Origin of the sequence: Pseudoalteromonas sp. TB41 (genome assembly GCF_000497975.1) — a bacterium.
Classification (GTDB): domain Bacteria; phylum Pseudomonadota; class Gammaproteobacteria; order Enterobacterales; family Alteromonadaceae; genus Pseudoalteromonas; species Pseudoalteromonas tetraodonis.
Genome location: NZ_AUTH01000007.1, coordinates 108,722 through 133,296 on the forward strand (window position 1 = coordinate 108,722; position 24,575 = coordinate 133,296).

The 24,575-nt window shown below is 40.3% G+C and carries 20 protein-coding genes; 3 read left to right on the forward strand and 17 right to left on the reverse strand.

Going from position 1 to position 24,575, the window contains the following annotated elements; genetic code table 11:
• Window positions 1–8: 8 nt before the first annotated feature.
• Genes L641_RS0101355 through L641_RS0101365 form a run of 3 tightly spaced genes read right to left on the reverse strand, consistent with a single transcriptional unit; the run spans window position 9 to window position 5,746 of the window.
• Window positions 9–1,421: a TolC family protein gene (locus L641_RS0101355; RefSeq protein WP_024600912.1), complete on the reverse strand. Its 1,413-nt coding sequence runs from the start codon at window positions 1,419–1,421 to the stop codon at window positions 9–11.
• Complete coding sequence (locus L641_RS0101360) at window positions 1,414–4,566, reverse strand: multidrug efflux RND transporter permease subunit (RefSeq protein ID WP_024600913.1); 3,153 nt, start codon at window positions 4,564–4,566, stop codon at window positions 1,414–1,416. The genes L641_RS0101355 and L641_RS0101360 overlap by 8 nt, the downstream gene beginning before the upstream one ends.
• A 10-nt stretch (window positions 4,567–4,576) precedes the next feature.
• Window positions 4,577–5,746, reverse strand: coding sequence for an efflux RND transporter periplasmic adaptor subunit (locus L641_RS0101365; RefSeq protein ID WP_024600914.1), 1,170 nt, complete (start codon window positions 5,744–5,746; stop codon window positions 4,577–4,579).
• A gap of 120 nt (window positions 5,747–5,866) precedes the next feature.
• On the opposite strand from L641_RS0101365, the gene L641_RS0101370 reads away from it, so the two are divergent.
• A complete protein-coding gene (locus tag L641_RS0101370) occupies window positions 5,867–6,805 on the forward strand; it encodes a LysR family transcriptional regulator (RefSeq protein WP_024600915.1) in 939 nt (312 codons plus the stop codon).
• Here the strand turns inward: L641_RS0101370 and L641_RS0101375 are convergent.
• Entirely contained in the window at window positions 6,802–7,824 is a 1,023-nt protein-coding gene (locus tag L641_RS0101375) for a GGDEF domain-containing protein (protein ID WP_024600916.1), read from the reverse strand. The genes L641_RS0101370 and L641_RS0101375 overlap by 4 nt on opposite strands.
• Before the next feature lie 111 nt (window positions 7,825–7,935).
• Window positions 7,936–8,799, reverse strand: coding sequence for a DUF6279 family lipoprotein (locus tag L641_RS0101380; RefSeq protein ID WP_008112388.1), 864 nt, complete (start codon window positions 8,797–8,799; stop codon window positions 7,936–7,938).
• A gap of 316 nt (window positions 8,800–9,115) precedes the next feature.
• Between L641_RS0101380 and L641_RS0101385 the strand changes: the two genes are divergently transcribed.
• Window positions 9,116–9,841: a tetratricopeptide repeat protein gene (locus L641_RS0101385; protein WP_008112386.1), complete on the forward strand. Its 726-nt coding sequence runs from the start codon at window positions 9,116–9,118 to the stop codon at window positions 9,839–9,841.
• A 63-nt stretch (window positions 9,842–9,904) separates the two neighbouring features.
• On the opposite strand, the gene L641_RS0101390 is transcribed toward L641_RS0101385, so the two are convergent.
• From L641_RS0101390 to dnaK, 11 genes are all read right to left on the reverse strand, one after another.
• Window positions 9,905–11,323, reverse strand: a complete 1,419-nt coding sequence (locus L641_RS0101390; protein WP_024600917.1) for a coniferyl aldehyde dehydrogenase — start codon at window positions 11,321–11,323, stop codon at window positions 9,905–9,907.
• A gap of 188 nt (window positions 11,324–11,511) precedes the next feature.
• Complete coding sequence (locus L641_RS0101395) at window positions 11,512–12,987, reverse strand: SLC13 family permease (protein ID WP_024600918.1); 1,476 nt, start codon at window positions 12,985–12,987, stop codon at window positions 11,512–11,514.
• Window positions 12,988–12,998: 11 nt separating this feature from the next.
• A complete protein-coding gene (locus L641_RS0101400; protein ID WP_024600919.1) occupies window positions 12,999–13,955 on the reverse strand; it encodes a porin in 957 nt (318 codons plus the stop codon).
• 173 nt (window positions 13,956–14,128) lie between these two features.
• Window positions 14,129–15,490: a sigma-54 dependent transcriptional regulator gene (locus tag L641_RS0101405; RefSeq protein ID WP_024600920.1), complete on the reverse strand. Its 1,362-nt coding sequence runs from the start codon at window positions 15,488–15,490 to the stop codon at window positions 14,129–14,131.
• Entirely contained in the window at window positions 15,483–17,213 is a 1,731-nt protein-coding gene (locus L641_RS0101410) for an ATP-binding protein (protein ID WP_024600921.1), read from the reverse strand. Before L641_RS0101410 ends, L641_RS0101405 begins: the two co-directional genes overlap by 8 nt.
• Window positions 17,214–17,384: 171 nt before the next feature.
• Complete coding sequence (locus L641_RS0101415; protein ID WP_008112375.1) at window positions 17,385–17,648, reverse strand: hypothetical protein; 264 nt, start codon at window positions 17,646–17,648, stop codon at window positions 17,385–17,387.
• 163 nt (window positions 17,649–17,811) lie between these two features.
• Window positions 17,812–18,063 carry a hypothetical protein gene (locus L641_RS23515; protein WP_008112372.1) on the reverse strand — a complete coding sequence of 84 codons (252 nt, stop codon included), beginning with the start codon at window positions 18,061–18,063 and terminating at the stop codon, window positions 17,812–17,814.
• A 136-nt stretch (window positions 18,064–18,199) separates the two neighbouring features.
• Entirely contained in the window at window positions 18,200–18,568 is a 369-nt protein-coding gene (locus L641_RS0101425; RefSeq protein WP_008112370.1) for a response regulator, read from the reverse strand.
• A 182-nt stretch (window positions 18,569–18,750) separates the two neighbouring features.
• Window positions 18,751–19,212, reverse strand: coding sequence for a Cys-tRNA(Pro) deacylase (ybaK, locus tag L641_RS0101430; RefSeq protein WP_024600922.1), 462 nt, complete (start codon window positions 19,210–19,212; stop codon window positions 18,751–18,753).
• A gap of 104 nt (window positions 19,213–19,316) precedes the next feature.
• The gene (dnaJ, locus tag L641_RS0101435) at window positions 19,317–20,456 is read right to left on the reverse strand and encodes a molecular chaperone DnaJ (RefSeq protein ID WP_013463168.1); all 1,140 of its coding nucleotides are present in this window, start codon (window positions 20,454–20,456) and stop codon (window positions 19,317–19,319) included.
• Between the two features lie 215 nt (window positions 20,457–20,671).
• Complete coding sequence (gene dnaK / locus L641_RS0101440; protein ID WP_024600923.1) at window positions 20,672–22,588, reverse strand: molecular chaperone DnaK; 1,917 nt, start codon at window positions 22,586–22,588, stop codon at window positions 20,672–20,674.
• A 239-nt stretch (window positions 22,589–22,827) separates the two neighbouring features.
• Here dnaK and L641_RS0101445 point away from each other — a divergent pair, with 239 nt between their 5' ends.
• The gene (locus L641_RS0101445; protein ID WP_008464384.1) at window positions 22,828–23,637 is read left to right on the forward strand and encodes a thioesterase family protein; all 810 of its coding nucleotides are present in this window, start codon (window positions 22,828–22,830) and stop codon (window positions 23,635–23,637) included.
• Here the strand turns inward: L641_RS0101445 and L641_RS0101450 are convergent, their stop codons facing one another.
• The gene (locus L641_RS0101450; RefSeq protein WP_024600924.1) at window positions 23,638–24,408 is read right to left on the reverse strand and encodes a transporter substrate-binding domain-containing protein; all 771 of its coding nucleotides are present in this window, start codon (window positions 24,406–24,408) and stop codon (window positions 23,638–23,640) included. It lies immediately after the preceding gene.
• Window positions 24,409–24,575 lie beyond the last annotated feature (167 nt).

Sequence of the window (24,575 nt, forward strand, 5' to 3'; positions counted from 1 at the left end):
GTTAAACTCTACTTATTTGTGTTACTTAGTGCATAGCTCCATTGCCCATTAAATGATTGGTACGCATTGACCTTAGCAAGTAACGATAAAATGGTTGTTTCAACTGCATTTTCTTGTGCTATTAAAACATCCTGCCGCGCATCTAACAACTCTAGATAAGGGATTTGGCCTTCTTCATACATGGCTTCTGCTTGTAAAAAGGCTTTATTAGCAAAGTCATAACGTTCATCTGCAAAACGTTTTTGCTGTGCCTGATTAACTAACCCCTGCAACGAAAGCTCACTTTCACTAAGTGCTTTAAGCACCACGTTTTGATAATCGCTGTAAGCGGCTTCACTTAAAAACTGTTGTGCGTCTCGTTGTGCTAAAAGAGCAGGATAGCTTAAGATTGACCATTGCAACTTAGGCGCAATTTGCCATTGCTGCTGTGTATCGCTAAAGCCATTACTACCTACACTTAACACACCTGCAAAACCACTTAGGCTTACATCTGGTAGTAAAGCTTTACTGGCTGCCACACTTAAACTATTGGCTTGGCTAAAGTCATAAATTGCACGGCTAATATCTGGCCTCAGTGCAATAGCGGCATTTGGCTTACTAAGTGTTACGTCAAATTTATTGCGTAACACACTCAGTTCATTTGTTAATTCAATATTTTGAGTTAAACGCCCTGTAAGAACAGCAAGCGTTGATAAATCACTGTACTTGGCAAACTCAATGGCAGGAATTAACGCTTGTTGCTGGCGTAATTGCGCTAGGGTGCGGTTTAAATCAAGCTCACTTGCAACACCTTCATCAACACGCGCTTGTAACACATCAATACTTTGCTCAAGCGCTTGTATTTGTAAGCTAATAATACGCTGTTTTTCAGCATTGCCTTGATAGCTAACAAACCCTTTAACAACCGCTGAAACAACTTCAATTTTGAGTAAACGAACTTGCTCTGCTTGGCTCATAGCCGATGCATTTGCCGCATCAACTAAAGCAGTAACTCGGCCAAATAAATCAAGCTGCCAATTAAGTGCAAAATTAGCACTTGATTGGCGTGAGTTTGTATCTCCTAAGCCGCTTCTTTGAGCGCCTACCTCAACACCACCTTGCGGTAAATATTGTGCTTTTTGCTCACCCAACCTAGCTAATGCACTTTTTAGTACAAGCTGACTTGTTTTTAGGTCGTAGTTTTTAGCGAGTGCATCTGATACTAATTGATTTAGCTGCTCAGACTTAAGCGCGTGCCACCAGTTAGTTTCATCTGCACCACTTAGTTGGTCAGCAACTGCAGCACTGGCAACAAATTCGTTAACTGTTTTTTGCTCGTCAAGCACGTCAACCTTACTTGCACAACCAGATATGAGCGTGACCATTAATACAGAAGCTACGGTTAACTGTGTTTTAAACCGCTTTGCTATTTGATTAGTCATTTGATAACTCCTGTGTGTTACCTTTTTTCTTTACAACAAGCATGTAAAACACCGGAGTAAACAATAAACCAAACACGGTTACACCAATCATTCCAGAGAACACGGCATTACCCATTGCATGGCGCATTTCAGCCCCTGCACCCGTTGCTAGTACAAGTGGTATAACACCCGCTGTAAACGCGATTGATGTCATAAGTATTGGGCGTAAACGCATACGACATGCCGCTAATATTGCATCAATATGCGATAAGCCTGTATCGTTTTTATCTTTTGCAAATTCAACCATTAATATCGCATTTTTAGAGGCCAAGGCCACCAGCACAATAAGCGCTATTTGCGTAAATATATTGTTGTCTGAACCTACAAACCAAACACCAAGTAATGCTGAAAATATCGTCATTGGAACAATTAAAATAATTGCCAATGGTAAGCGCAAGCTTTCATATTGTGCAGCCAATACCATAAACACCAGTAACACAACTAATGGGAACACATACACCATAGTGTTGCCTGCTAATACTTGTTGGTACGTTACTTCAGTCCATTCGTACTCAATACCACTGGGTAAGTTGTCGGCCAAAATAGCCTCAATTGCCAGTTGAGCTTGGTCAGAACTAAAACCAGGTGCAGGACTGCCGTTAAGCTCTGCGCTTGGGTAACCGTTGTAGTGCATTACACGGTCTGGGCCAATTGTTGGCGTAACCGTTAGGATTGAGCCTAATGGCACCATGTTACCTTCACGGTTTCTTACTTTGAGGTTAAGAATTTGATCAGGGTCTAGGCGATAATCAGCATCAGCTTGCGCATTTACTTGGTACGTTCGGCCAAACATATTAAAATCGTTTACATACACAGAACCCAAGTATATTTGTAAAGCATTAAATACTTCGTCAAGCGGTATGCCTTGAATTAACGCTTGTTCACGATCAATATCAATATCCATTTGTGGAACTTGAATTCTAAAGCTTGAGTAAAGCCCCATTAATGCTGGATCTTGTTGCGCTTTACCAATCACTGTTTGTAGGCTGTTAAATAACGCTTCAAAACCTTTGTTTGCTCTGTCTTCAATTTGAAGTTTAAAGCCACCTGTAGTACCTAAGCCTTGAATTGGCGGCGGCGGAAATACTGCAACAAACGCTTCGTCAATTGCTGCAAATCGTTGATTTAACTGCGCGGCTATAGCCATGGCTGATTTACTCGGATCGGTTCTATCTTCAAATGCATCTAACGGAGTAAACACAATCCCGCTGTTAGGGCTGTTAGTAAAGCCATTTACTGATAAACCTGGAAACGCAACCGTATTAGCTACACCTGGTACTTCAAGTGCAATTTGTTGCATTTGTCTAAGTACATCCTCAGTACGGTCAAGGCTTGCTGCATCAGGTAATTGTGCAATGGCAACTAAGTACTGTTTGTCTTGTTGTGGAATAAACCCACCAGGTACTGCATCAAACAGCTTAATGGTTCCACCTACTAGGGCAACATAGCCGATCATTACAATAAAGCTCATACGAATTAGTTTTTTAACTAATTTTTCGTAGCCTTTGGCGCCTCGGTCAAATACACGGTTAAAAGGTTTAAATAACCAGCGGCCAAATAGTTTATTTAACAAACGTGTGAATGCATCTGGCTTAGTATCGTGAGACTTTAACAACAGTGCCGCTAATGCTGGCGATAGCGTTAACGAGTTAATTGCTGAAATCACCGTTGAAATAGTAATTGTTAAGGCAAATTGCTTATAAAATTGCCCTGACAGTCCGGTAATAAATGCCGTAGGAATAAACACAGCACACAATACAAGTGCAATGGCAATAATTGGCCCTGTTACTTCGCTCATAGCAACACGTGTTGCCTCAAGCGGCGATAATCCTTGCTCAATGTTACGCTCAACATTTTCAACTACAACTATGGCGTCATCCACCACAATACCAATGGCAAGTACTAAACCAAACAGCGACAAGGTGTTAATAGATACGCCTAACCACTGCATTACCGCAAATGTACCAATGAGTGAAATAGGCACCGCAATAAGTGGAATAATAGAAGCACGCCATGTTTGTAAAAACACAATGACAACAATCACTACTAGTACAATAGCTTCAAGCAACGTGGCAATAACAGCATCAATAGAGCCACGAACAAATACAGTAGGGTCATAAACTATGTCGTATTCTACACCTGCAGGAAAGTCTTTTGATAAGCGAGCCATGGTTTCGCGTACTTGGTCCGAAAGCTCAATTGCATTAGACCCTGGGCGTTGAAATATAGGCATTGCAAGTGCAGGTTGTGAGTCAAGCTCAGCACGCAAAGAATAGCTGTCTTGGCCAAGCTCTACGCGGGCAATATCAGTAAGGCGTGTTATTTGGCCTTCATCACCCACTTTAATAATTACTTGTTCAAACTCTTCAATACTGTTTAAACGCCCTTTTACATTTAACAGTACTTGAAATTGACTGTCGTTAGAAACCGGCTGTGCACCCAAGCTACCTGCTGCTACTTGTTGGTTTTGTGAACGAAGTGCAGTTATTACATCGGTTGCTGTTAGCTCGCGTGCTGCTAGCGCATCTGGGTTTAACCATACACGCATGGCATATTTACCTGCGCCAAATAAACGCAAGTCACCCACACCCGGTAAACGTGCTATTTCGTCTTTAATATATAGGTCGGCATAGTTAGACAAATACGCGGTATCGTGCGATTTTTCTGGTGAGTACAAGTGCACCACCATCGTTAAATCGGGTGATGATTTTTCAGCCACCACACCTAAACGTTGCACCTCTTCAGGTAAACGTGGCAAGGCGCTGTTTACACGGTTTTGTACTTGTACTTGGGCGCGGTCTAAATCAGTACCTAGTGCAAATGTAACCGTCAGCGTCATACGACCATCACTGGTTGCTTGAGAAAACATATACAGCATGTTTTCTGTACCATTAATTTCTTGCTCTAACGGCGTTGCTACCGTTTGCGCTATTACCGTTGGGTTAGCTCCTGGGTAGCTTGCTGTTACAACCACGGTAGGAGGCACGACTTCTGGGTATTCACTTACCGGCAGTTGGAATAACGAAATACCACCAGCAATTAATATAACCAAAGACAGCATGGCCGCAAAAATGGGTCGCTGTATAAAAAAGTGTGAAAATTTCATCTAAAAAACCTTATTGCTTTGCGACTAAGCTTGAATCGTCATTGTTCATGGTGAACGCAACATCACTGCTATCAATGGTTACTTTGTTCGGTGCCACAGGCATACCTGGTCCAACACGAGCAGGGCCATTTACGGCTATTACATCGCCCTCTGAAAGACCTGAGGTGATGGCACGAAGAGAGCCATAACGCTCACCCACTGTGACTAATTTGTACTGCAGCACATTGTTTTCACCCACTGTCAAAACAAAGCGGTTTTTTAAATCAGTTCCTATTGCTCTGTCTGGCACAATTATTTGCTCTGTGACTGAATTAGCAGCAAGCTTAATACGCGCAAACGACCCTGCACGTAATTGGCTGTTATCCTGATCAAATACAGCACGCACACGCAGCGTACCTGTTGATGAGTTAATTTGATTATCAATAAAGTTAATGAACCCTTTGTAAGCAAAATCGCGCTCGCCTACTTTTTGCATTACAACGGCTTGGCGACTTTTTGAGGTCACGTTACTAAAATCGCTATTCCAGGTGCGTTCGTCCACATCAAAATAGGCGTACATTTTTTCGTTAGAAACAATGCTGGTTAGCACGCTTTGCCCTGCAATAATGTTGTTACCTTTCGTGATATTGGCACGCGAGATCACACCGTCGATAGGTGACACAATGGCTGTAAATTCTAAATCAAGTTCAGCTGATGTTAGCTGTGCTTGTAATGCAGCAAGTTGAGCTTCGCGTTGGCGTAATACAGAGGTACGTGATTCTGCTTGCTCAGTTGAAATTGCTTTACGTTCAGTTAAACGCTCAGCACGTTTAGCTTCGCTTTTTGCTTGCTCAAGCGCAGCTTGTGCACTGTTAACTTGGGCTTTTAAACTAGCAACAACCGCCGCAAACGGACGGTCATCAAGCTTAAATAATACATCGCCTTTTTTAACAAGGTCGCCTTCATTAAACGTAATTTGTTCTATAACACCAGATACTCGTGGCATAAGTGCAACTTCTTGCGGAGACTCTAAGCGAGTTGTGTAGGTGTGCCAGCTTTGTACTGGTTTAACAAGTACGTTAGCAACATCTATAGGTTGAAGAAATTGTGCTTGAGCCGAAGGCGGTGTGCTTTCATCAGCACAACCAGCAAGTGTTAAAAATGCGCCTGCAAATGCAGCAGCGATAAGGTGTTTTTTCATGAAGACGCTCCTTTAATTGATTAAGAACGCATACTACGGGTTATACCTGCGGACAAAAACCATAGATTTTTAAATTCATTAATGCCAAAATGGCATCAATAGTATTGTTTTGGTGGTTTTATGGATACGACAAGTCGGCTTTTAATGTTGCTTGAAGTGGTTGAGCAAGGCTCTTTTGCTAAAGCTGCCGAATTACGTAATATCGATCGCTCTGTGATCTCTAAACAAATTAGTCGTTTAGAAGATGAGCTAGGGGTTAGATTGCTAAACCGCACTACTCGCTCATTTTCACTCACTGCCGCTGGTGCAGAAATGATAAAAAAAGCCGGTGAGCTCAGAGAGCTGCTTGGCGAAACCGTGCGCATGGCCGAAAACTACCACTTAGAGCCTCGTGGCGTCCTCAAAATTACTTCATCAACACTCATTGGTAGGCGCTACTTACAACCAGTACTTAATGACTTTCAAAAGCGCTTTCCTCAAGTTGAAGTTGAATTAAGGCTTGATGACAGATTAGTAGATATTGTATCTGAAGGGTTCGATTTAGCATTTCGTATTGGTGAGCCAAAAGATTCATCACTCATTGCAAGAAAAATTGCACGTAATCGCTTGTTAATTGTTGCCGCCCCCGAGTTTATCAGCACGTATGGTATGCCATCCTCCATGGAAGAACTAGCAGATTTGCCTGCGGCAAGTTATGCGAGCAACTCTATGAGAGTTGAAACAGTGGATTATTACAATAGCTCTGGTGAGCCATGTGAGCAAAAAATAAAAAGTGTATACCGCGCCAACGACGCTGAAGCACTACTAATGAAGGCTATATCTGGCACCGCTTATTTTGTAGCACCGGCATTTATAATCGGTGACGAAATTACTGAGGGTAAATTAATTCCTATATTAACGGATGTAAAGTTAATGGATTACAGTGCTATGTATGCTGTTTATCCGCACAGAGATTTACCTGTACGTACACGGTTATTTTTTGATGCCGTGCGTGAATACATTGGCAAAGAAAGACCGATTTGGGAAAACAGTATTCCTAATTTTGATCAAATGTATTAAGCCGCATCTGCACAGAGGTTAATATCAGAAAAAACCGCATTGCGCCCCGCATCTTTTGCCTTATAAAGCTGCTTATCTGCTTGCGCTATTAATTCAGCCAAATTTTGTTGTTGGTACTTAACTACACCAACACTGGCTGTTAAATTTATGGTTATACCATTGGCCTCAATATATTTAGTTGCAACGGCTTGTCTAAGATTTTCAGCCATTGCCAGCGCGGATTGTGCACTATCAAAATTGCCCATTAAAGAAAATTCTTCACCCCCTACCCTAAACACATACCCTTTTGCAAAAGTAATCCTAAATAGAGTTGCCAACTCAACCAGCACTTTATCTCCTACATCATGGCCATATTCATCATTTATTTGTTTAAAGTGGTCAAGATCAATTAAAAACAAGTACAGCTGTGACTTGTCTTTTATCTCCACTTCAAAATAATGACTCATAGATAAACGGTTTCCTGCGCCCGTGAGAGGATCAAGTAAAGCCAAGTTTTTAAGTCGCTTCGAAAATTCGGCCCTATTTCCTTCAAAAACATGAGAAATGACCCATATAATAATATAAATAAACAGTAAGTTGATCGCTAGGTTAAAAGAGGAAAAATAAGGGCTTGGTAATTTATAAAGCAACACTGATGATTGCATAACCAAAAGTGTGGCCGATAACACAATACCGTATTTTCGACCAAGAAGTAGATAATACAAAATGGGTAAAGAAAACGCCCACAAAAACAAACCATTTTTAAGTGGTGCCAAAAAGGTTCCACATAGTATAACGAGCGTTACAGTCATACAAACCGTTATGGCATACCAGTTTCGTTGCTTGTTTTTAACCAATTGTATAAAAATATAAAAACAAAGTGCGGAAAAACACACCTCTAAGCCGCCTACAATATAAAAATGATTTTTTGATAGGTTAAACACAGCAAAAATAAATGACAGCAAACCAAAAAATAAACACATCCATTTTAAGACATGCTTACGTAATATTTTTGTACTGTTAAGAGCGGCTATATCCATAAAAAACTTAAATCAAAACTAATCGTTTATATTAACCCTGAAATGCAATAATCACAATTTTATGCTTAACAACCCCCTTTAAAATAAGCAAAAAGGATTGGTTAAATGCAGCTATTCTGTAAGCAGTTCATTAACTGTGCCAACCAAGTCAGCAAATTCCTCATCAACATGTGCGACTTGTTTAGGGCTTAAGGTTTGATTTAATTTAACCAGCAACTGTGCGTATGCCCTTAAATTTTCCTCATTTCTCTCAATGAGTTCAGCACTCATAAACAGCTCTCTTTCTGTAATGATAGTGCGTAACTGCTGCGCAAATTGGGCATCATCAAGGGTTTGCTGATTAAAAAGCGCTTCAAGTGCACCTAACCGAGTTAGTTTATAGTCATACCATAAATTTCTGGTACTGATATATTCACTGTTGGCTTGTGACACTAGCGTTCGCTGCTCTGAGGTGAGCTTACCAAGCCATTGTTCGTAATAGTCTAGTTGCCTGTCTAAACGAGACTGCTGATGCTCCTCTTTGGTTAATGAAGCGTGCTCTTTTATTTCGTCATTAATTTGATCGCGAATGTTTTCTATCATTTCACTGCGTTGTGATGGAGTTAACGTTTTTGCCAGCTCGATTAAGGGATCACTCGCGTACAAAAGTAAATTGCGCCAATGCTGCTTTACCTGCGTTATTTTTGCCATTAACTGCGCTGTATCGGCTTGTTTATCGAGCAACTGCCTTAAGTCGAGTAAATCGGCTTTATATTTTGGTAACTCAACCTCTCGGTGCCAATCTCGGGTGTTATTAATAATCACTTTTAACTGCGTTGATTGGCTTTTGTTTAAGTCGACATAATCGTCTATCCAAAACGAAGACAGCCAACCAAGGTTGTTATAAGCAAAGGAGGTAGAACAACTGGCAATAAACAATAAACTGGTTATAAAAATAATTTTGCTTAGTTTTATATTTTTTAAATTATTTAACATTAACAGACCCCGTTTTATGATGCTTTGGTTGCCAAAAATCATCATAAGTAATTATGTAAGCTATTGCTCGCTTTTATTTTTTTCATTTTTCTATAGAATCGCAAGCTAACGCAATTTATATCATGACTATATGCTTAAGTTTAGAATTTTTGAGCTATAGTTAAAGCTACTTGTTAATACGTTTGTATACCTAGGTTATAAACGTTGGCGTTATTAATTTAGCTCATAATTTTTTACCTATCCCTAATAGATTCACTAGGTAAGTTTTACTTTTATGGCGCTTACATAGAACGACAACTAATTTGGAGACATGCTTATGTCACAGTCTAATTTTAAAGCACTGCTACTGGCCGGTATTATGCTCGCTACCCCTCTTGCCTATGCTGGACTAGAAGAAGGGATCAGAGCTGCTAATGCGGGTGAATTTGAAGAAGCACTTAAAGAGTTTAATTATTTAGCTGACAAAGGCTATGCACCGGGTATTTACGAATTAGGTAAGCTATACGAAGGTGGCCATGGCGTTACCCGTGATTATTACAAAGCAGCTGAGCTGTACCAACAAGCCGTTAAAAAGAACCATGTAGATTCAATGTTTGCACTTGCGGTTTTATATGACGAAGGCAATGGCGTTAAATTAGACAAACAAATGGCCATAACCTTATTTGAAAAAGCAGCAAATAAGAACCTTCCCGCAGCACAGTATAACTTAGGTGTAATGTACGCAAATGGCGATGGTGTTAGCCAAGATTATAAAGCCGCCAGAACATGGTATGAAAAAGCCGCTGCTAATAATTACACATTGGCGCAGTTTAATTTAGCACTGATGTATTTTGAAGGCTTAGGAATGCCAAAAAATCTTGAAATGTCGTATGTGTGGAATACCATTGCCGAGTATAACGGCAACATGCAAGCCAGTCACAGCCGTAAACTTGATGAACGTACTATGCTTCCTAAAGAGGTTGCTGAGGCCAAAGAAAAAGCCGATGCAATTTATACCAAAATTTTAGCGGGTACTTATGCTGGCGAAGGACGCCTGTTTTAAGTTAGCTATTATAAAAGCTGAATGAAGTGATTCATTCAGCTTTTTTGTTTTAAGCGTTGCAGGCTATTTTACATAAAGCCACTTTAGCACTTTGATCAGTAATTTATTTTGTTTAAGTAATAAACCAATGCGCGGGTTAACCGAGCCAGAGACTAAGGTATTTTTTGCATGGCTAAAGGTGAGAAAACCTTCTTTGCCGTGATAATGCCCCATCCCCGAATGCCCCACGCCACCAAACGGCACATCATCGGCAGCTACTTGTATTAATGTGTCGTTTACCGCAACTGTTCCGCTGAGTGTTTGCTTAATAATGTACTGTTGCGCCTGTTTATCTTGACCTAAAATGTAAAGGGCTAATGGGTGGTCGCGTAATCGAATATAATTAAGCACGTCCTCTAATTTGTCGTAACTCATAATGGGTAAAATGGGACCAAATAGCTCTTCTTGCATTAATTGCATCTCGTCGGTGACATGCGTCACAATATGCAGACCCATACGATGCTTTTCGCCATCTTGCTGGTTTTGTTCAAGCGGTTTAGTAATTTTAGCGCCTTGCTCTTGTGCTTGCTCTAAATAACCTAACAAACGTTGATAATGTGCAGGGCTTATAATCGAGGTCAGGTTTTTCCCTTCAACACCTTGCTTAAAGTGCTTTTTATAAAGTGTGCACAAAGCTTTAATAAACTGATGTTCTAGTGCTTTAGGAACAAATACGTAGTCAGGAGCCACACATATTTGCCCTGCATTGGCCATTTTGCCAAATAATAGAGCACGCGCGGCTTTATTTACGTCTGCTTTTTCTAACACAATGACTGGCGATTTTCCGCCTAGTTCTAAAGTGACTGGTGTTAAATTTTTACTGGCCGCGGCCATAACTAACTTGCCAACAGCCGTCGAGCCTGTAAACAGTAAATGCGCAAACGGCAATGATGAAAACTCACTTGCCACGTCGCTACCACCTTGAATAATGGTGCAGTGTTGCCTTAATTCACCTGCAAATATTTTTTCAATAACGGCATTGGTGTTAGGCGTAAATTCACTGAGCTTTAACATCACCCTGTTACCCGCTGCAATCGCAGTAATAACAGGTACCAATGCTAGTTGAATAGGATAGTTCCATGGTGCAATCACACCCACCACACCAATAGGCTGATAGGTGACACTTACTTTTGAGGGCCATAAGCTTAACCCCGCGCTGCGATGACTAGGCTTAGACCAGCGAGGTAGCTTTTTAATAATATGCGCAAGCCCCTGCATGGTGGGCAAAATATCACCTACTAAGGTATCAAAGGCCGTTCGGTAACCAAAATCTTTAGATACTGCAGCAATTAAGTCTTGCTCTAACGTTACAATGTTAGCGCGTACTTGCTTAAGTAAAGCAAGGCGTTGCTCAATGGGTAAGTAAGGGGTGTCTTCAAAAGAGTGCTTTAGTTCATTAAATTGTGAACGCAAAGTCCCTGTAGATAATGTATCAGTGGTCAAAATAGGCTACTCGATTTATAACGTTTTCAAGACTATAACCTTGATCTGTTACACGAGCAATAAAGAGTGATTTTGCAACATAATGAAAAGCGTTGCAAAAACACTCATAAGGTTGGTTGGAACTCATACCGATGCACTGCTTTTGTGTGCATCGGTTATCTGTTTTGTTAGTTGATTAAAGTGGGTTATTAAAAACCAAAAACCTGAGCTGCTATGGTCATTGTTACTAAGGTAATTAAAACAATAGCGACAATATTTAACACAAAGCCAGCACGGATCATGTCTTTCATTTTAATTTCACCCGAGCCAAACACAATCGCATTGGGTGGTGTGGCTACTGGCATCATAAACGCACAACTACACGCAATCGCAGCTGGAATAACCCACACTAACGGACTGCCAGTTATTGACTCAGCAACAGGCCCCAGCAATGGTAAAAAGCCTGCGGCTGTTGCCGTATTACTGGTAATTTCCGTTAAGAAAGTAATAAGTGCCACCACCACAAGAATGCTCATAACTAATGGAATAGTACTCACCCCTTCAATCATGTTGGCAATGTAGACAGCTAATCCAGATGATTTAATTTGCGAGGCTAGCGTCAAGCCCCCCCCAAATAAAAGCAACACACCCCACGGCACTTTAGCGGCACTTTCCCAATCTAAAAGACGCGCATCACTGCCTTTATTTGCAGGAAGTACAAATAATAATAATGCCGCTGCAATTGCAATACTGGTATCTGAAATTTTAAGGCCGGTCACATCGCCTAGTAATGGTCTGAATATCCAACAAACAGCTGCAAACACAAATACAAACAACACGCCCTTTTCAGCACGTTGCATTTCACCTAATTCTTTTAGCTGAGAAGAAAATACCGTTTTAGTATCAATTCGCTTGTTCGCTTGTACATTCGCATCGACCTTATAAGTGAATTTAGTTAACCAAATCCAGCTGATCAGCAACATACCGAGCGCTAAAGGCACACCAACAATCATCCACTCGGCAAAGCCAATTTCAATCTGATAACTGTCTGATAGGTACGCCGCCATTAATGCATTTGGTGGAGTACCGATTAAAGTAGCAATACCGCCAATACTCGCACCATAAGCAATAGATAGTAAAAGGGCTTTACCAAAACCTTCATTACTAGGATCTGAGCTTTTAACTAAATGGGTAATAGATAAAGCGATAGGTAGCATCATTACTGCTGTGGCCGTGTTAGACATCCACATTGATAAAAATGCAGTCACTAACATCATCGCTAAAATCTGTAAGCTTGGTTTTTTACCTGCATAAAGCATAGTTCTTAATGCAATACGCTTGTGTAATCCCCAACGCTCCATCGCTATTGAGATTAAAAAACCGCCTAAAAATAAAAAGATCAGCGGATGCGCATAAGGCGCTGCAACACTTTTTATCGCGGCTATATCTACGATAGGTGAAATCACTAAAGGGAGTAACGCAGTAGCAGGAATAGGCACTACCTCACTCACCCACCACGAGGCCATCCAAAATGCTAAGCCTGCGGTTTTAAATGCTGCCGCCGACATACCTACTGGCGGCTCAACTAAGCAAGTAAGTAGCATGACACATGGGCCAAGTAACAATAACAGCCATTGCATAAATGGCTTTTTATTCGCGTTATTTTCTAAAATACGTTTTGTCATTTGTTCAGCCCTTAAAATTTATATTGAAGACCAAGCGCAACACTGTTATCAGCATTTTCTTCTAGGTCGAGGTCAGTGTACAAAAGGTAAGCGGTAGTTTGCTTGTCAAATACATAATCTACACCCGTAGTCCACTGTGAAGCGTCTGAATCTTGGCGCAATTTTGAATCATCTTTTGCAAATTGTACTTTAGGTACCCATTTGTCTAACTTATAGCTTGCGCTTAGTACATAACCGTTGCCAGACTTAGCGCCGTCAATCGATTCTGAATGCTGGTACAATGCCCCTAATTGTAATTTTTCAAACTTATACACACCCGCAATACGGCTTGCTTTAATGTTATTAAGCGAATCAACATGGCTGATTGAAATAGAGTAAGGTGTTTTATTTAAATTACGGTCGCCGTAAATTAGCGTAGCAGCAAATCCTGCTTCGTTATCTTTGTTGTCATCTTTTGGCGCATAGGTAAATGAAAACTGTGCATTGTGCCAGTATTTAGAGGTATAAGTAATGGTGTCGCCTAATCGGTCTTGTCCGGCAATAACTTGTGAAATATCTGCTTGGGTTTCGTTAAAGTTATCAAGCTTACCTTCTGAATATTTAAAGCGCGTGTCGTTTCGCCCAACCACCACTTCACCAAACGCACCTTTTAGGCCAAGGTAAGTATTACGTGCTGCGAAAGGCTCATTGGTGTCGTCGTGTTCAAAACCTTTTACTTGAACTTCGTATTTAAATACCGCGGTAAAATACTCATTTAATTTATGGTTACCTTTAATGCCAATACGCGAAAAAGGGGCATCTATTTGCGTGCCTTCGTCAGCGTAACGCATTATGCCTGTGTCGGTGTTAGCAATTTGTACTTCGGCTTTACCATACACTGTGTAGTCTGCTGCAAAAGTGGTTGCAGGTAACGTGGCAACACTGCATAACGCAGCAAGTACTGAACCTTGGAATAGATTGTTTTTCATTATGTGTCCTAATTATGTGATGCTACTTGTTGTCTGCACCTACAAAGCAAGAACATGACCAACTAAAAATAATAAATATTTTCAGTAAGTTAAAAAATAAAGGTTTAAAAATAAACACTGAAATGTGCGGGTTTCCACACATAAAAAACACTCAACATCACCATTTCCACCCATTAATCGGTGAACATATCTCGATTAAGGTTATATTTACTCATTTTATCGTAGAGGGTTTTACGCGCAATTTGTAAGGTTGTCATGGTGTCTTTAATGCTGCCATGGTTAAGCTCTAGCGCCTCTTCAATTAAGGATTGCTCATAAAAGCTGACCTTTTCGGCTAGGCTCAAATCTAATGATAGCGTGCTGTTGCTTGAGTCACTTTGTGCAAATGCCAGATCGGGGCCTAGCAATACCGCGCGCTCGGCTTGATTTCTCAATTCCCGCACATTGCCAGGCCAATCGTGCGCTAGTAAACGTTGTTGTAGTTCTATATTGAGCGCCCCTAACGGTTTATGAAAGCGGGTCGCAGCTATAGAGCTAAAATGCTTAAATAACAGTGGAATATCTGCTTTTCTGTCTCTTAATGCAGGAATACTGACTTTTACTAAACTCAATCGGTAATATAAGTCGGCTCTAAACTCACCTTTTTCTACCAGCGAAAGTAAATCGACTTTGGTGGCTGCGACAATACGAATATCAAGCTCTATCGCTTTATTAGCACCAACGGGGGTTACTTTTCTCTCCTCGAGTACCCGTAGTAATTTAACTTGAAGCGATAAAGGAGTGCTTTCAATTTCATCTAAAAAAACGGTGCCGCCTTGTGCAAACTCAAATTTACCTTTGCGATCGTGTGTTGCGCCAGTAAAGGCTCCGCTGATAGCCCCAAACAGTTCGCTTTCTATTAATTGCTCTGGGACTGCGCCACAGTTAATAGCCACAAACTGACAGCTTGAACGGTTACTATGATCGTGTAAATAACGGGCAACCAATTCTTTACCTGTGCCAGTTTCACCTTCAATCAGCACATCAGCCGGAGTATCAATCACCGTGTTGAGTAAGTTCATCATGTGCTGCATTTTAAGGGTCTCGCCTAAAATGCGCACACCAGGCGCGGAGGTCTTTTCAACCGCACGCTTCAGAGCTCTATTTTCCATAACTAAAGCACGTTTATCTGAGGCTCTGGCGATACAATCTAATAAATTTTCGTTCAGTGGTTTTTCAAATAAATCATACGCGCCTAGTTGCATCGCTTTTACCGCAACAGAAACATCAGCATAACCGGTTAAAAATATCACGGGTAGTTCGCTATCAAATGCTTTTACCTGCTCAATAAACGTTAAACCATCCATAGTGGGCATGTTTATATCACTGAGTACAATGCCACAAAAACTACGATTTAAGCGACTTAAGGCAACACTTGCATCACTGAAACACTGTACCTCATACCCCTCAAGCGTTAATAACTGATTCAATGAATCGCGGATCATCGCTTCATCATCAATAACAATAATCTGTTTGCAAACAACGGCTTCAATCATTTTTAGTGGCCTCTATGCTTGATAAACTAATAATAAATTGCGCACCGCCTTCAGGGCGATTATGTGCAGTTAAGTAACCATTAAATGATTCAATAATTTGCTTTGAAATCGATAAGCCCAGCCCTAAACCGTTACTTGATTTGGTACTATAAAAAGGTTCAAAAATAGACCCCAGTACATGATGCTCAATACCAGGGCCACTATCTAATATAGAAAGCTTAACGCGCTCTTCAAAGCGTTCAACATCAAAACTGAGCTCTCTAACTTGCTCACCTTTCATTGCCTGTGATGCATTGGTGATCACATTAACCAATACTTGTTCAAATTTTAACGCATCGACCCACACCGTGATCTCTTGCGAAAACTGCGGTGCACTTACGTTAACATCGTCTTGTTTAAGTTGCGGATGGGTTATCATCAACGCATTGTTTAATAACGCCGACAGTGGATGAGGTCGCAGTTGCATGGTCGCCGGTTTACTAAAGTGTTTAAGCTGCGCCACTATTTTATGCACCCGCTTTACTAAATTCTCAATAATGATTAAGTTTTCATTTAATGCGTTGAGCTTTCCTTTTTTTAGGAAAATTTTAGCACTGGCTAAATAGGTGTTCATTGCGCTGAGCGGTTGGTTAATTTCGTGATTAATGCCCGCACTCAATTGCCCAATAGTGGCTAATTTTGCCGACTGTACTAATGCGGTTTGGGCTTTTTCGAGTGCTTGGGTACGCTCTAGTACTTCGAGCTCTAAACTGTGACGCGAATACAGTAATTTTTTATATCCGGCAAAGCGTGCCAATAAGCTATATCCAACAAAAATAAACACCCAATAAAATAACACTAGCCATAGTAATCTAGGCACCTGTAAGGCATTAATGTTTGAAATATCAACAAGCACTGTCATGGTTGCATTCAGATGAGTTAAGGGTCTTGAGGCGGCAACGTATTCATCTTTAGCAATTTTAAATTGCTCAATGCCTTGGCTTTTGTAGCGCTGTTGTTTAATTTGTAACGGTTGATGATCTAAGTAAGCACGGCGCTGTTTAATATCACGACGCGCGGTAATATCAAGCTCTGTAAAACTATTTAAACGCCATGCGGGTTCATCTGACATGGCAATAATATTATCGGCAAGTTGCAAATAAAAATGGCTTCCTTTTGAGGTATTTAAAAGCGAACGATCGTTTTCAAATTTAGCGACATTAATTTTAAGCGCCACCACACCAATGGCTTTTCCATCTAGGTAAATAGCTTGAGAAAAATAAATTCCGCGCTCTTTTGAGCGCTGACCAAGTGCAAAGTATGCGACCTTTTCACCGGCAAACGCTTGTTTAAAATAAGGTCTAAATGCAAAGTTACTACCTAAAAATGTATAGTCGGTTTGCCAGTTACTACTGGCAATAACATCGCCATGAGTATCTAGTATGTATACATCTGAGGCACCACTGGCTTGTTGAATATCAGCAAGGTAATTGTTAATTGCATTAAAGTGTTGTGATTCATTATTAGTAAAACGAATCAATACGTTATTTTCAGTTAGCAGCTGAGGGATAGCCGCAAATCGAGCGAGTTCGTTATCGATATAATTATTTAATTGGATGACTTGTTGATCAGCTTCAATTTTGGCTTGCCCTAAATCATAAGCACGACCAAACGAAAAGGTGACCACCAATAATAGTACTAACAATATACAGGCAAAAATAATTTTTTTGGGGATGGAGAACATAAACGCCTATGACAACTATGATGCCAATAATAAGTAATAGCCAATATTGTAACGAGTTATCCCCCTTTGCAGAAGAAACTTTTTGTTAACAATTGTACTAAAACTAAAAAACCGTGAAATATTACATTCCACGGTTTAATCACCTTTTAAGGTGTGCTGTTTTAGCTTAATTTACGCTTTTGCAACGACAGGTTTGTCTTTAAAATATTTGTATAAGCCAATTAATGAGGCTGCAATCCAAAATATTTCAATCACAAAGCTTGCTAAGTTAAAGTTATAACAAAGGCTAATAAGTAACAAAATAGCGCCACTTAAATTCATTAAGTTATACGTTAAACTTTTAGGTGAAACTTTATTTAGTTGCAGCAAAAAAAATGAACCAACCACTAAAAAAGTACCACTCATACCAACAATATCAAATAAAAGTGCGATCACACGTCTATCCTTTTCCATTTTAAAACCCAACTGACTGGCCCAATCCATGGGGAGGGTTTTTTTCAATCATTGAAACAGCAAAACCAGCGAAGTTTACCAGTGAAATAAAAGCAAACAAGGGCTTATGTCCGCCCCTCACTACTTTAGACTATAAACAAAACGTTTATTTAAAAGTAACTTTACCACCAATCATTTTATAGGCGGGGGTCCCTCTTATGATTGTGGTGCGGGCAAAAGGTCGTTCACAGCCTGGGCATACGCATTCAGTATGGGTGTGATCTTGGGTTATTCTTTCTATAAAACATTTTACTAAAGCACCTTTGCCACCTTTACGGTATTTGAATAACGGTGCCTTACACGCAGAACAAAATATATCGACCGTTTTTGTAGGCCCTTTTTTATTGGGCTTAGCCATACTTCCTCAATAATTACTTTACGATTAGTTAATAGCATAATGCTATCACATCAGTGGTAGAAAATAATGAATGGCTGTTGCGCTAATACATTTTTTAAACAGTCGGTAGATAACTCTACTTTATAAACGATTAGCTTTAGGCTTTTATCGATAAACGGGTTAATTGAGCTGATAACACATTCATATTAAAAGGCTTTACGATAAACCCTGACACTTTAGCATTAATCGCTTTTTTGACAGTCGAAGAACTATCTTCACAGGTCACCATAAGTACAGGAAGGTTTTTCAGCTCGGCATCTTTTCTAATATTATCAAGTAAAGTAATGCCATCCATTTTAGGCATATGAAGATCTGTTATAACCAAATCAAACATTTGATTTTGCAGTATGTTTAATGCTTGAAGCCCATCTGTGGCTTCAACAATATCTTTATAATCTAACTGCCTTAACATATTAATTAATACATGACGCATTAACGGCATATCATCAACAACAAGTATTTTCATGCGTATGTTTTACCAAAATAGCTGCGAGCAAATTTTCATTAAAACAAAGTAAAGGCGACACGCCAATCTAAAAGGTATTAACAAAAACGTGTTATGTGTAGTAACAACATTAGTTAACAATACCTATTGCCGCAAGTAATCAGATGGATACTTGTATCCCCTTATTTTAGCTAAACAAAAGTTTAAAAAACTGCAAACGAAGCTTGGGTTATATGTGCTAAACTTTTTGCACTTAGTGTTACTTCTAACCCTCGTTTTCCGGCACTAACATATATCATTTCAAAATCTAACGCACTGGAGTGTATGTATGTTTTTAGCCGCTTTTTTTGGCCAACGGGGCTTACTCCTCCCAAAATATAACCGGTACTCGCCTGCACTTTTTGTGGGTCTGCCATCATCACTTTTTTTACTGCACAAAGCTTCGCAAGCTGTTTTAAATTAACCTGCTGAGTGACGGGAGTCACCGCTACAATAAGCTGTTGCTCTGAGGTTTCTAGCACTAGGGTTTTAAATACTTGGGCGCTGTTAAGATTAAGCTTTTCAACCGCTTCGAGGCCGAAATTAGTATTGTTTATATCGTGCTCGTAACTAAGTATGTCAAACTTAATATCGCTTTTTTTTAGCTGCTCTATAGCGGGGGTCATCTGATAAAGTCCAAAATAAATTTCCCTAATAATTTAGCACATTAAACATAAAAAAACGGCGCTAAAAAAGCGCCGTTTTTATTAGGGTCTATTGATCCGACTAATTACTTAGTTAAGTCATCAAAAAACTTTTTAACCCCATCAAAAAAGCCTTGCTCTTTAGGGCGGTTTTTTGAGCTGTCTTTGCCCATACTTTCATCTAATTCTTTAAGTAAGTCACGTTGACGCTCGTTTAAATTAACTGGCGTTTCAATCACAACCTTACAAATTAAATCGCCTTGAGCGCCACTGCGTACTGACTTAACACCTTTGCCACGCATACGGAACATTTTGCCCGTTTGTGTTTCTGACGGTATTTTAAGCTTTGCACGCCCATCAAGCGTTGGCACTTCAATTTCACCGCCAAGGCCTGCGGTGGTAAAGCTTATTGGTACTTCACAATATAAATTATTAGCTTCACGAACAAATATTTTGTGTTCACGAACAGATACTTGCACATACAAGTCACCTGCTGGTGCACCATGCATGCCTGCTTCGCCTTCACCTGATAAGCGAATACGATCGCCAGTATCTACGCCTGCCGGGATTTTAACCGATAGCGTTTTAGTTTTTTCTACACGGCCTTGCCCATGACATTTATTACAAGGATCTGAAATGATCTGACCTTGGCCATGACACGTCGGACAGGTTTGCTGCACGGCAAAAAAACCTTGGCGCATTTGTACTTGGCCTGCACCATGACAGGTTGTACATGTCTTTGGCTTTGAACCCGCTTTAGCACCACTGCCATCACATGGTTCACAACTAACCCAAGTAGGTACTTTAATCTCAACGTCTTTACCACGAACCGCTTCTTCTAAGCTTAAGTCCATGTTGTAACGTAAATCTGAGCCACGTTGCTGGCGTGATTGACGTCGACCACCGCCGCCACCAAAAATATCACCAAATACGTCACCAAAAATATCACCAAAATCACCTTGGCCGCCGCCAAAGCCACCGTGACCACCGCCACCACCTTGTTCGAAGGCTGCATGGCCGTATTGGTCATACATTTGACGCTTTTGCGCATCAGTCAGTATTTCGTAAGCTTCTTTAACTTCCTTGAATTTAGTTTCAAGGTCTTTATCACCGGCGGTACGATCGGGGTGATATTTCATCGCTAAGCGTTTATACGCTTTTTTTATGTCTCGCTCACTCGCATCTTTGCTTACGCCGAGGACTTCGTAATAATCGCGTTTTGACATATCTATCACACTACTCTTTTCTATTTACAGCGTTAGCTGCTGGACAAACCGATAAATCATATCGATTTATCATTGAATTTTTAAAGCGTTTTATTCACTTCTCTTTACATGCAAAAGGCGCGTTAAGCTTTAGCCTACGCGCCTCATGTGTTCATCCTAACTCAAACACCTGATTTGGTCATGTGTTTTAAATTAGCGAGAAGCGTTAGCAACAATTACTTGTCGTCTTTAACTTCTTCGAACTCTGCATCAACAACATCGTCATCTTGTTTAGCTGACTGTTGTTGTTCACTAGCGTCACCACCAGCTTGTTGTGCTTTAGCTTGAGCGATTTCCATTAGTTTTTGAGACTTTTCAGCAAGCGCTTGCGTTTTCGCTTCAATCTCTGCTTTGTCATCACTCTTAATTGCTGCTTCTAGGTCAACAACAGCCGCTTCAATCGCGTCTTTGTCTTCGCTTGGCAGAGCATCACCCGCTTCTTCAATTTGCTTACGTGTACCGTGAACAAGTGCATCAGCTTGGTTACGTGCAGCTACTAACTCTTCAAACTTTTTATCGTCTTCAGCGTGCGCTTCTGCATCACGAACCATTTTTTCAACTTCTTCATCACTTAAGCCAGAAGAGGCTTGAATAGTGATTTTTTGCTCTTTACCTGTATCTTTATCTTTTGCAGATACATGTAAGATACCATCGGCATCAACATCGAATGTTACTTCGATTTGTGGCGTACCACGTTGTGCTGGGCGAATGCCTTCTAGGTTAAATTGACCTAGCGATTTGTTATCACTTGAACGTTTACGCTCACCTTGTAACACATGAATAGTTACTGCAGATTGATTATCTTCTGCTGTTGAGAATGTTTGCGATTTCTTAGTAGGAATCGTAGTGTTTTTCTCAATCAGTGCTGTCATTACTGACCCCATCGTCTCAATACCTAGAGATAATGGTGATACGTCTAGTAATAGTACGTCTTTCACGTCACCTGCAAGTACACCACCTTGAATCGCAGCACCCACAGCTACCGCTTCATCAGGGTTAACGTCTTTACGTGGCTCTTTACCAAAGAACTCAGCAACTGTTCTTTGAACAAGTGGCATACGCGTTTGACCACCCACTAGAATGATATCGTTGATATCGTTCACAGACAGGTCAGCATCAGCTAATGCGCGTTTAAGCGGTTCAATCGACTTAGTCACTAAGTCTTCAACCAGTGACTCAAGCTTAGCACGTGTTAATTTCACGTTCATGTGCTTAGGACCTGATGCATCAGCGGTTACGTACGGAAGGTTAACTTCTGTAGATTGTGCTGATGAAAGCTCAATTTTTGCTTTCTCTGCTGCTTCTTTAACACGTTGCATTGCAAGCGGATCATTTTGTAAATCGATACCTTGATCTTTCTTGAATTCAGCAACTAAGTAGTTGATTACACGGTTATCAAAATCTTCACCACCTAAGTGAGTGTCACCATTTGTCGCAAGTACTTCAAATGTGTGCTCACCTTCAACTTCATCAATTTCAATGATTGATAAATCGAAAGTACCACCACCTAAGTCGTATACCGCTACTACGTTTTCGCCACGGTTTTTATCCATACCGTATGCAAGTGCTGCAGCTGTTGGCTCATTAATAATACGTTTTACTTCAAGACCCGCGATACGACCCGCATCTTTTGTTGCTTGACGTTGTGAATCGTTAAAGTATGCCGGTACTGTGATTACCGCTTCAGTTACTTCTTCACCTAAGAAGTCTTCAGCCGTTTTTTTCATTTTTTTCAGTACTTCAGCAGAAATTTGTGGTGCAGCGCGTTTTTCGCCGCCCGCTTCTACCCATGCATCGCCATTATCTGCTTTGATAATTTTGAAAGGCATGATGCCGATATCACGTTGTACTTCTTCGTCTTCAAAGCGACGACCAATTAAACGTTTGATTGCAAATAACGTGTTTGTTGGGTTAGTTACCGCTTGACGTTTTGCAGGTTGACCTACTAACGTTTCACCGTCTTGCGTGTAAGCAATAATAGACGGGGTTGTGCGATCGCCTTCCGCATTTTCAATAACACGTGCTTTGTCACCATCAAGTACTGCAACACAAGAGTTAGTAGTACCTAAATCGATTCCAATAATTCTACCCATGAATCTTCTCCAACTTCTAAATTCGTTAATACATTCGATGACTAGTTAATAGGGATGCCACAAACTTAATTCAACTGTAAAAATTAAAAAAAACGCATTTTTTTTAATTTATTTACTAAATAACCCTAAAAAGAGTAGGGATTGCTCATTTTTTGTAATTTGGGAGCTTATTTATTGTCTGGTCTGATGAGTTTGGGTGTGATATAAATTTAGCAAATAACAGCAAAAGGACATTATTTGTGCACTTTGAACAATTATTAAAACAAGCAGCCCAAGCGAGTCAGGAAACTGACCCGTTAACCAATACCATGCAGTTTCCTGCTAACTGGTGCCAAGGTCGTACTGCTTTTGGTGGCCTCTCTGCTGCGCTACTTTATCAAGCAATGCGCAATAAAGTTGATTCATCAAGAAGACTGCTTTCCTTAAGTACAAACTTTGTAGGGCCATTATTGGCTGAAAAACCGTTTTCTTTATCAGTAGAAATATTACGTGAAGGTAAAAGCAGTACCCAAGTGCTCGCCAAAGCGATTCAAGATGATGCGGTGTGTGTCATCGTGCAGGCCTGTTTTGCAAAAAATCGTAACTCATCAATTAATGTGCCGGTATCAAAGTCGTTAACCTTACACCCTGTAAACGAAGGCCATTGTTTAGGCTTTGTACCTGGGAAAATGCCAGAATTTTTTCAGCATGTTGATTTATGCCCGCAACAAGGCGCCATGCCGTTTAGTAGTGCGCAAACCTCTCACCTTGGTGGTTGGATGCGATTTAAACACACGCCTGAAGAAATTACAGAAGCTCATGTTATTGCTCTTACTGACGCATGGCCGCCAACATTACTACAAATGTTTAAGCAACCTGCACCGGCTAGTAGCATGTCATGGTATTTAGAATTTGTACAAGCGCCTAATTTAGTGCCAGGTGAATGGTTGGGTTTTGAAGCAATCACTCATCATTCAAAAGATGGCTATGGCTTAGAAGATGGCTGTATTTGGTCACAATCGGGTGAGCTTATTGCACTCACCCGCCAAACGGTTGCCTTATTTGATTAATTAAAGGGCAGTGAAGTCGCGCTGGGTATATTGCTTATCTAAATTAAGCATTATGGTGCGATATTCACCGCTTTGAATTATATTTGCTAAGCCTTTGTCAAACTGCTGTCTCAGCATATCATTGTTAAAATACGCAGGCCTTGCCGCAGGTGGAAAAATAGCATGAATAACAAAATCTTTAGTGGCATTAGTTTTTTGATATTCCTTTAAGTAGTGAAGAAATATACGCCTATCGAGAATAATCGTATCAACCCACCCTGCCATTAAATGGTGTATCTGCGCTTGTTGATTGAATACTTCTTCATAGCCTCTCAAGTTTTCCAAGTTATGACCAAATTCTTTGGGTAAATAAGCAGGCGCATTTTGAAATGCTAAAACACTTTTAGTCGCCAGATCGTAAATACTATTAATAGTGAAGTTACTCTTTTTAAGACTCACCACCACATTCTCATAACTAACAACCGATTGGCTTCGATATATGCCAGCAATTAAAATACCCGAGTAATTTAATGCAATATCAACATGGCCTTGGTTCAATAAAGCATCTGCACGCTGATTTGACATGTAATGTACATCAACCTCATTTATGTCTTGATTGTTAAGTGCTGCCTTTACAATCTCGAGCTGAATACCTGAATCATTTTCACTTACTACATAAGGCGCAACAGTAGGGTTAGCCGCAATAATAACTCGTTGCTGCTTAATATCATTAACAAATGCAAAACTATCGCCACATAAACACACTAAGGCCAATAAAAATACAACTTTCACTCTTTCACCTAATCCGTTTTTATTTTCAGTTATTGGGGTTACTTTTCTTTAGTAATTTAGCCGCAGCGTTTGTATTTAACTATTATTTATAGCAATATTTAAATTATTGAATTAATTATAAGCTAACATTTTGCAAACTGCCTGCCCAAGCTGTGATCTTATCATTG